This window comes from Candidatus Dormiibacterota bacterium, assembly GCA_035532835.1.
GTDB lineage: Bacteria > Vulcanimicrobiota > Vulcanimicrobiia > Vulcanimicrobiales > Vulcanimicrobiaceae > DAHUXY01.
The window spans coordinates 18,556-27,184 of the sequence record DATKQG010000037.1; the positions used below are offsets into that span (position 1 = coordinate 18,556).

7 protein-coding genes are annotated in these 8,629 nt (G+C 62.2%); 3 read left to right on the forward strand and 4 right to left on the reverse strand.

Annotation, left to right across the window (positions count from 1 at the left end; all coding sequences use genetic code 11):
• Positions 1 to 6 precede the first annotated feature (6 nt).
• Positions 7 to 4,317 (reverse strand): glutamate synthase large subunit, encoded by a 4,311-nt coding sequence (gltB, locus tag VMW12_05120; protein ID HUZ49109.1) that lies wholly within the window; start codon positions 4,315 to 4,317, stop codon positions 7 to 9.
• A gap of 105 nt (positions 4,318 to 4,422) precedes the next feature.
• Between gltB and VMW12_05125 the strand changes: the two genes are divergently transcribed.
• Positions 4,423 to 4,740 (forward strand): hypothetical protein, encoded by a 318-nt coding sequence (locus VMW12_05125; GenBank protein HUZ49110.1) that lies wholly within the window; start codon positions 4,423 to 4,425, stop codon positions 4,738 to 4,740.
• 7 nt (positions 4,741 to 4,747) lie between these two features.
• On the opposite strand, the gene VMW12_05130 is transcribed toward VMW12_05125, so the two are convergent.
• Both VMW12_05130 and VMW12_05135 read right to left on the reverse strand, forming a co-directional pair.
• On the reverse strand, positions 4,748 to 5,077 hold the full coding sequence (locus tag VMW12_05130; protein HUZ49111.1) for a DUF427 domain-containing protein: 330 nt from the start codon (positions 5,075 to 5,077) through the stop codon (positions 4,748 to 4,750).
• A gap of 115 nt (positions 5,078 to 5,192) precedes the next feature.
• Complete coding sequence (locus VMW12_05135) at positions 5,193 to 6,662, reverse strand: catalase (GenBank protein HUZ49112.1); 1,470 nt, start codon at positions 6,660 to 6,662, stop codon at positions 5,193 to 5,195.
• 187 nt (positions 6,663 to 6,849) lie between these two features.
• Here VMW12_05135 and VMW12_05140 point away from each other — a divergent pair, with 187 nt between their 5' ends.
• Together VMW12_05140 and VMW12_05145 are read left to right on the forward strand one after the other, a co-directional pair.
• Positions 6,850 to 7,182, forward strand: coding sequence for a hypothetical protein (locus VMW12_05140; protein HUZ49113.1), 333 nt, complete (start codon positions 6,850 to 6,852; stop codon positions 7,180 to 7,182).
• Positions 7,166 to 8,200 carry a hypothetical protein gene (locus VMW12_05145; protein ID HUZ49114.1) on the forward strand — a complete coding sequence of 345 codons (1,035 nt, stop codon included), beginning with the start codon at positions 7,166 to 7,168 and terminating at the stop codon, positions 8,198 to 8,200. The genes VMW12_05140 and VMW12_05145 overlap by 17 nt, the downstream gene beginning before the upstream one ends.
• On the opposite strand, the gene VMW12_05150 is transcribed toward VMW12_05145, so the two are convergent.
• Positions 8,189 to 8,629 (reverse strand): IS1 family transposase (locus VMW12_05150; GenBank protein ID HUZ49115.1); only part of this gene is annotated, 441 nt, incomplete at its 5' end. The genes VMW12_05145 and VMW12_05150 overlap by 12 nt on opposite strands.

Below are 8,629 nucleotides of genomic sequence, written 5' to 3' on the forward strand. Positions count from 1 at the left end.
GGATCGCTACAGCGGCACGACGCGCACGATGTGCGAGGCGGTCGCATCCCAATCGTCGAGCAAACGCTGCGCGCGCACGCTACCGGTGCGGCTCGCATGCCGTGCGACCAAGTCGCGTAGCATCGCCGCATCGTCATCGGTGGGGCTCACGGCCTCGATCTTCACGGAGTCGGCGTTGTAGCGCCGTTCCCGCGCGAAGGCGCCGCCGGTATCGATCACGTAGGCGGTGCCGCCGGTCATACCGGCGCCGAAGTTGCCGCCTGCCGCTCCGAGCACCAGCACGATTCCTCCGGTCATGTACTCGCAGCCGTGCTGGCCTACGCCTTCGACCACGGCGGACGCGCCGGAATTACGCACGGCGAATCGCTCGCCCGCGCTACCGGCGGCGAAGAGGCTGCCCGCGGTTGCGCCGTAGAGCGCCACGTTCCCCAGGATCACTCCTGCATCGTCGGTTTGTGCGAGCGCGCCGGACGGGCATAGCACGATCTCGCCGCCGCAGAGTCCCTTCCCGACAAAATCATTCGCCGCGCCTTCGAGGGCCAGCGACATTCCATCTACGGCGAACGCACCAAACGACTGCCCGGCGGTGCCGTGCAGGTGGAAGCGTAGATCGGGTGCGGTTGCAAACGTTTCGAGCGCGAGGCGCCCCGCGAGGCGCGCACCGAGCGTACGATCGGCATTGCTCACGCGCTCTTCGCGCCGGTACGGCAGGCCGGCGCGCGCGGCGGCTAGCGCCGGTTCTACCCAGGCGTCGTCGAGCGGTTCGCGCTCGAGCGGACGATCGTTGCGCCCGCCCTGGTAGCGGCTCGGCCCATCGCCGCTCGCCGCGAGCATCGCGCGAAGATCCAGGCCGCCGTCGTCGCGCACTTGATCGAGCAAATCCACACGGCCGATCGCTTCGTCGATATTGCGGAGTCCCAGCGATGCAAGCAGCGCTCGTACGTCGTGCGCGAGGTTCGTAAAATAGCGAACGAGATGCTCCGGCTTGCCGCGGAACTTCGCGCGCAACTCGGGGCGCTGCGTTGCAATGCCCGCGGGGCAGGTATTGAGGTGACACTGGCGCGCCATGTCGCAGCCCAGCGCGACGAGCACCGAGGTGCCGAACGCAAACTCATCGGCGCCGAGCAGCGCCGCAACGACGACGTCGCGCGCGGTCCGGATGCCGCCATCGGTGCGAAGGCGAACGCGCCCGCGCAAACCGTGATGCACGAGCACTTGCTGCGCTTCGGCCAGGCCAAGCTCCCACGGATTGCCGGCGTATTTGATGGAGGAGAGCGACGATGCGCCCGTGCCGCCGCTGTTGCCGGCGATCGTGACGAAATCGGCATAGGCTTTCACGACGCCGGCGGCCACCGTTCCGACGCCGAACTCCGAGACGAGCTTGACGCCGACGGTTGCGCTTGGGTTGACGCGCTTGATATCCCAAATCAATTGGGCGAGATCTTCGATCGAGTAGATGTCGTGGTGCGGCGGAGGGCTAATCAGCGCGATTCCCGGTTGCGCGTGGCGCAGACGCGCGATCATCTCGGTAACCTTGTGCCCGGGAAGCTGCCCGCCCTCGCCCGGCTTGGCACCTTGGGCGATCTTGATCTCGACCTCTTGCGCGCGTGCGAGATACGCTGCCGTCACGCCGAAACGCGCCGAAGCAACTTGTTTGATCTTGTTGTCGTACGGGGCGTCTTCGCCGCCCTCGCCCGTATTGGAACGCCCTCCGATCGCGTTCATCGCGTCGGCGATCGTTTGGTGTGCTTCGGGGCTGAGGCTCCCAAGCGACATCGCGCTGGCGATGAAGCGCCGCATGATGCAACGTTCGTCTTCAACCTCGTCTATCGCGATCGCGGGGCCGGCCGCGCGTAGCGCGAGCAGATCGCGTAGATTCTGCACGCCGCGGTCGGCGATTTCGCGCGTGTAGGCATCCCACGCAACCGGCGGATCGATGCCTTTGCCCGCATCGCGCGCAACGCCCGCCGCGCGTTGGAGCGCGCGCGCGGTCTGCGGCTGCCAACCGTGCATTTCTGCGGTATCGTTGCGGCGAAAACGTACCCATCCGTAGTCGGGAAGCTCGCTCTCCACCAGGGCGGTACCCGCCCACGGAGCGCGGTAGAGCGCTTCGATCCGGTCGAACGTGCGGCCCGATAACGGCGAAGGGGAACCGGCGAAGCAACGCTCGGCGATCGATTCGTGGAGGCCGATGATGTCGAACAATTGCGCGCCGCGATAACTATCGAGCACCGAGATGCCGCACTTCGACATGATCTTCGCGATGCCCAGATCGAAAGCGGCGATGGCGCGAGCTTCCGCTTCGTCTCCCGCGACGGCGCGCACCGATTCGAGCGCGAGCCACGGGCAGACGGCGCCTGCGCCGTAGCCGATCAGGACCGCCGCGTGGTGGACGTCGCGGCAGTCGCCCGCTTCCACCGCGAGGCCCGCTTGCGTGCGCAATCCCCAATCGACAAGCGAGCGGTGGACGGCGCCGACCGCCATGGCCATCGGAATCGGCGGCGCTTGCACCGATGCGTTGCGATCGCTCAGCAGCAAGATGCTGGCCTTGTCGCGACGCACGCGAGCCACCGCCTCGGTGCAGATTCGCACCAGCGCGTCTTCGAGCGTCTCCGCGGCGTTCATGGTGCAATCGATCTGCACGAGCGGAAGTTCGGCACTGCGCGGATGCGCGTTCTGCCGCAGCGCGGCGACCTGCCCGAGCGAGAGCATCGGCGATGCCAGCGTGAGCCCCGGCAGCGGCGCGTGCTTATCGAGAAGATGCGGCCACGGGCCCAGCCGCGTGCGCAGCGAGAAGACGCAGGCTTCGCGCAGCGGATCGATCGGCGGGTTGGTCACTTGCGAGAACCGTTGCCGGAAGTACGCGTAGAACGGGCGCGGAGAACGCGCGAGCGGCGCGAGCGGCGTGTCGTCGCCCATCGACCAGAGCGGCTCCTTGCCCATCGAAGCCATCGGCTCCAGCACGAACGAGAGGTCCTCGCGCGTATAACCGAATCGGCGCTGCAGATCGGTCAACGTCGCCGCGTCCAGCGGGGTGATGGGCAGCGGATCGAGCGTTGCCGCTTCGACCGACGCTCCGGGCGGCATCTCCGCTTCAAACCCGGCGGAGAGATCGCGGTCGAACAGCAGGCGCCCCTCGCGTATGTCGAGGGCGATCATCTCGCCCGGCCCCAGGCGCCCGTTGCATACGACGCGGTCGGAATCGAAATCGGCGATGCCCACTTCGGAGCCGGCGACGATCATGCGGTCGTCGATCGTGTACCGGCACGGGCGCAAGCCGTTGCGGTCGAGCGCGGCTCCCACGTAGCGCCCGTCGGCGAACGCAACCGCCGCCGGCCCATCCCACGGTTCGATGACGTCGGCGTGATACCGATGAAAGCGCGATTCGCGAGCGTCGGCGACCGGAGGCATCAGCATGCGCAACGATTCGCAGACGGTGCGATCGTGGCGCGCGAGCAGTTCGGTGATCTCGTCCAGGCTCGCAGAATCGGAAACGCCCGGCGAGAGGAGCGGTTCGAACTGCACGTTCAACGACGCGCGCCGGGCCTCCATTCGCGCGCGATTGCCCCAGATCGTATTGATCTCGCCGTTGTGCGCGAGCAAGCGAAACGGCTGCGCCAACGACCAACGAGGCAGCACGTTGGTCGCGAACCGCTGGTGAAAGAGCGCGAACGCGCTCGCGTACGCCGGGTCGGCGAGGTCGCGATAAAAGGCGGACAGGTCGCCGCTTGCGCAGAGCGCCTTGTACACGATCGTCTGCGACGAGAGCGAACAGACATACGCGCCGGACTCGCGCTCGAAGGCCTTGCGTAAAAGTGAGAGACGGCGCTCGATCTGCTCTGCGCCGTCTCTAGATGGGTGCTCCGCGGGAGTCGCTGTGGTGAGCAGCGCCTGCCGTATTCTTGGGAGTCCATCTCGAGCTTTCGGCCCTAGGAGCGACGGGTCGATTGGAACGTCGCGCCATAGGATAATTCGAAAACCGTGCTTGACGGTCTGTCGTTCGAACGCGTCGGACTCGGCCTGCGCGTCGTTCGGGGTAAGGAAGAGCATCGCGACGGCAAGCGGCGCATGCGGCTCGACCGGCGTGTTCGCCGCGGAGAGTTGCTGGAGGAAGAAGTCGCGCGGAAGCTGCGTGAGCACTCCGACACCGTCGCTGCTGCGGCCGTCGGATGCAACCGCGCCGCGGTGCCCGAGCCGGGCAAGCGCGGTGAGCGAGCGATCGAGAACCTCGCGGCTCGGTTGGCCGTCGAGCGCAGCAACAAAGCCGACGCCGCAGGCGTCGCGATCGTAACGGGGATCCAAGAGCGAACGCGCCATGCGCCACTATACGACGAATCCCGGGCTCTTGTATAGTCCGCGGGCCCAACAATGTATCGTATGGCTAATGCGCGCTAGCTAGGGCGGCCGTACAATCGAGCTACGATGGCACAGCGAAATCTCGCATTCATCACGGGACACGCGCCCGGGCACCAGACGCTCGAAGCGGGCTTGATCGCGCAAGTCGAACGCTTCGTCTCGCTGGGACGGCGCAACATCGTCGTCGTGATGGATACGTTTCCAAGTATCGAGGAAACGACGATGAGCGCGCTGCACAGGCTCTTACACCGCGCGGCCGAGTTGGAGGTTCAGCTTACATGCGTTGCACTTGACGAGCGAACCGTAACCGCGATTCGCACGCGCCCGATGCTGGAATCGTTACGCATCATCCGGCACGTCGATCAAATTCCGGGCGCCGCATAGATAACCGTTACTCGGTAATCGTCTCGACGGTTTTTCCGATGCGAGCGGCAGCTTCGCCCGCGTAAAATCCGTACTTGCCCTTGATGTGCTCCCAGCCGTCTTTGGGATTATCATAAATCCAGGCGACGCGTGCGATGCGCTTCTCACCTTCAACGTAATCGACGTAGAAGCAGCGCCCCTTGTAGGGACAGGTGTAATCGTGCGCCGTCGTTTCAAGATGTGAACTATCGACGGCGGACCCGTCGACGTACCAGTTGCCTTCGACTTTTTGGACGGCTGCCTCGCGGGCGTCCGCGATCACGTTGCCGGAGCCTTTTTCGGTAATAACTACTCGCATACTCGGTATAACGCACCTCGCACTCGGTGGGTTGAGGCTTACGCGAACTTCGCTGAAAAAGCCACGGTGCGTCCGGGTGGGGCGCGCCGTGGCTTGCGGGTTTTCGAGATCGGTCTTAGGCGGGGACGAGGCCTAGGCCGCGCGCGATGCCCGCGCCGAATTCGGCATCGGCTTTGGTGAAGTGCCCGAGTTGCCGCTCTTGCACCTCGCGCCGAATACCCGTCATCGCGTTGACGATCGTATCGATCAGGCGCGCCTTTTCTTCGGCCGACATCAGACGATAGAGATCGCCCGCCTGTTGGTAGTCGTCGTTACGATAGGAAGCCTGCGCGTAGCGCCCGGTCGTGCCCTTGAGCGCGAAGGCGGGCTCGGCATACTCCGGCCGCTGCGTCGGGCCACCTAGACTGTTCGGCTCGTACACCGGCTTGTTGCCGCCGTTGTCGTCGTAGCGCATATGGCCGTCGCGCTGGTAGTTGTTCACCGCGGCATTGTGCGGGCGGTTGACCGGCAGCGTCGCGTAGTTCGGCCCGATCCGATAACGGTGCGCGTCCGCATAGGCGAAGACGCGGCCTTGCAGCATCTTGTCGGGCGAGTAGTAGATGCCCGGCACGACGTTGGACGGCTCGAAAGCCGCCTGTTCGATATCGGCAAAGTAATTTGCCGGATTGCGATCGAGCACCAGACGGCCGACCGGGATGAGCGGATAATCCTTATGCGACCACACTTTGGTGACGTCGAACGGATCCCACTTGTAGGTGAATGCTTCTTCGTGCGGCATGATCTGCACGAACAGCCGCCACGCCGCGACGTCTCCTCCGGCGATGAGATTGAAGAGGCTGCGCGTGTGATGATCGGGGTCTTCGCCGGCGATGCGCGCCGCTTCTTGGCGCGTGTAGTTCTTCACACCGAGTTCCGGTTTGAAGTGGTACTTTACCCAGTGCGTTTCGCCTTTGGCGTTAATCCACTGATAGGTATGGCTGCCGTAGCCGTTCATGTGTTGGAATGCCGCGGGAATGCCGCGATCGCCCATCAAGAACGTTACTTGGTGCAGCGATTCCGGTGAGAGCGACCAGAAATCCCACTGCATGTCGGCATCGCGCAGATGCGACTGCGGCAAGCGTTTCTGCGAATGGATGAAGTCGGGAAACTTCAGCGGATCGCGAATGAAAAAGACCGGCGTGTTATTGCCGACCAAGTCGTAGTTGCCGTCTTCGGTATAAAACTTCAGGGCAAACCCACGCGGATCGCGTGCCGTATCGGCCGAGCCCAACTCGCCGGCGACGGTGGAGAAGCGCGCGAGCGCCTCGGTGCGTTTGCCTTTGCCGTTCAAAAACGCGGCCTTGGTGTATTGGCTGACATCTTCGGTGACTTCGAAGTACCCGAATGCGCCCGCGCCTTTAGCGTGGACCACCCGTTCGGGGACGCGCTCGCGATTGAAGTGCGCGTTCTTTTCGATGAGATGGTAATCGGTTAAGAGTAGCGGCCCGGGATCGCCGGCCGACAGTGAGTTTTGATTATCGGAGATCGCCGCGCCGAAATTGCCGGTCAGTTTCTCCGGCCCTTGCTTGCCGTTGGTTTCGCTCATGGGTAGACTCCCCTCGCTTGCTATAAAATGAAAGTCGTTTTCATTTAAACTCGAGAGTAGCACCGCGGATGGGGGACGTCAAGGGTCCCGGGTGCGGCGGGTAGTGGTCCCTTTTGAAAACCGGCCCGCGGGCGTCCCCCGGAGGAGCAAGCAGGATGCTGGGAGCCTTCGCTCGTTTTAAGTCCCTATGGCGGGTTACGAGGGGGCGTTCTTTGATTTTAGTACCCCTGTTATCTTACAGTGGGAGGAAGACGCGATCCGCTCGGCCGCATCGACCGGCAACCTCGACTTTAGCGATCATGCCGTCACCCAGGCAATCGACCGGTCGATCAGCCTTAAGATTGTCCCGGGTCTCGTTATCCATGGAACCGCTACCGACAAGGACCTTCCGGGCAACACCGACAGCCACCACCCAGGAATCGCCTTTTTTGGATTCGAGAATCGCCGAAGGGGCATACTTGTGAAGGTTGGCGCGGTTTACACGTACCTCGTGGTGACTTTACATGACAAGCGAACATAGCGACGACGGGAACTCGCGCGTCACCTTCACATACACCGCCCCTTCGGGAGCGGTAATAGTTGTTCGCAATGTACCAGCAAAAAACGCTCCCTCCGATTCATCGCAAGTTGTATATTCGCTTACTGTAGCGTCTAAGCTGCAAGATTTAGTCCAGAGTGCGCTCGCGACGGCCGACGTTGCCAAAATAACAGACCTCTCATACGACGACACGCCAGTTCAGCGGGATGCCGACTACGAGTTTAAATTCGTAGGTAGCGACACCAACTTTTTGCACGCTAGAGTACAAACGTGGCGGCTGATATTCGACAAACTCCACACGGCAACAAAAACTGCCATTCGCGCCACGACCAAAAACTTCAGCGGGAGAATACCTGCTGACATGTTCCCGACGGTCGCCTTCGTTCGTCCGTCTAGTATAGGGATTGGCGTACGTACTAGCGAGCAGACATCAATGTTCCAAACTCCGGGCGACGAACCAAGCAAGTCGGCGTTACGGTACTTAATGGCGACCACGCAATGGCTTGGCGGGGAGGGGGCGCTTCCCGCTGAACTTGAGGACGACGACGTACTATTGGAGGGCATTCTAAGGGCCGTGGAAGAGCTGGCTCCGCCCAACGACCCCTCCTCCGTCGCATTAGTTAAGATCGAAGACATCTCGAATCATACTTCTACGGAGTTCACGCGCGAGAAGCGCGAGAGAGCAAAAGATAAGAGGCTGGACATTCGGCTTAAGCGATCACCGACATTAAGAAAAATCGACATAATCGGGACGATCGATATCCTTGACCTGTCAAAAAAAGTACATCTCCGTGACGTTGAAGAGACCACCGAGTGGCGCTCGCAGATCGTTGCAAACGCAGTATTTGCCGAAGACTTATTGGCCCCGTTATTAGAGAATTTCGGTAAGAGGGTCCACGTGACGGCTTTTCAGGAAAAAATGCCTGATGGCACATGGTCCAGGCAAATAGAAATCGTGGACGTTCGTCGCATTGATGAGAAAAGCGATTTAGGCGGCTAGACCACCGCGCATGAGGTCGGGCAGATTCGCCAGGTCGTGCAGCGTCCAGATGCGATCCGTCAGCCCGGCCTTGATCGCGGGCGTCGTCTTGATCGTGGAATGTTTGCGGCAGAAATTGTAGTGCATGAAGTAGAGCGCGAGCGAACGCTGTAGGTTCTCGGCCTTCTTCGAGAATCCGTTCGTTAGCCGCGTGAACCGGCGCATCGACATACGCATGGTGAGGTTCTGCCCCTCAACGTAGGCGGTAGAAATATGGTCGGGATCGGGAAGGCCCCAAATCGGCGTCCGCATGACTTTCTTGACGACCATCGGGCTATACTTGCGCTCCGGCGATTCATCGTCCAGAAGGCCGTAGTCCTTTACCTCGGAACCGTGGTCGGCGCGATATTTGAAATAGCGCTGGATCGGCTCGACGTAGTTCCCGAATCC

Excerpts from the sequence above, each read along its gene's own strand:
- VMW12_05140 (HUZ49113.1), top strand. The coding sequence starts at position 6,850 with ATGGCGGGTTACGAGGGGGCGTTCTTTGATTTTAGTACCCCTGTTATC.
- gltB (HUZ49109.1), bottom strand. The coding sequence starts at position 4,317 with ATGGCGCGTTCGCTCTTGGATCCCCGTTACGATCGCGACGCCTGCGGC.
- VMW12_05135 (HUZ49112.1), bottom strand. The coding sequence starts at position 6,662 with ATGAGCGAAACCAACGGCAAGCAAGGGCCGGAGAAACTGACCGGCAAT.
- VMW12_05125 (HUZ49110.1), top strand. The coding sequence starts at position 4,423 with ATGGCACAGCGAAATCTCGCATTCATCACGGGACACGCGCCCGGGCAC.
- VMW12_05145 (HUZ49114.1), top strand. The coding sequence starts at position 7,166 with ATGACAAGCGAACATAGCGACGACGGGAACTCGCGCGTCACCTTCACA.
- VMW12_05130 (HUZ49111.1), bottom strand. The coding sequence starts at position 5,077 with ATGCGAGTAGTTATTACCGAAAAAGGCTCCGGCAACGTGATCGCGGAC.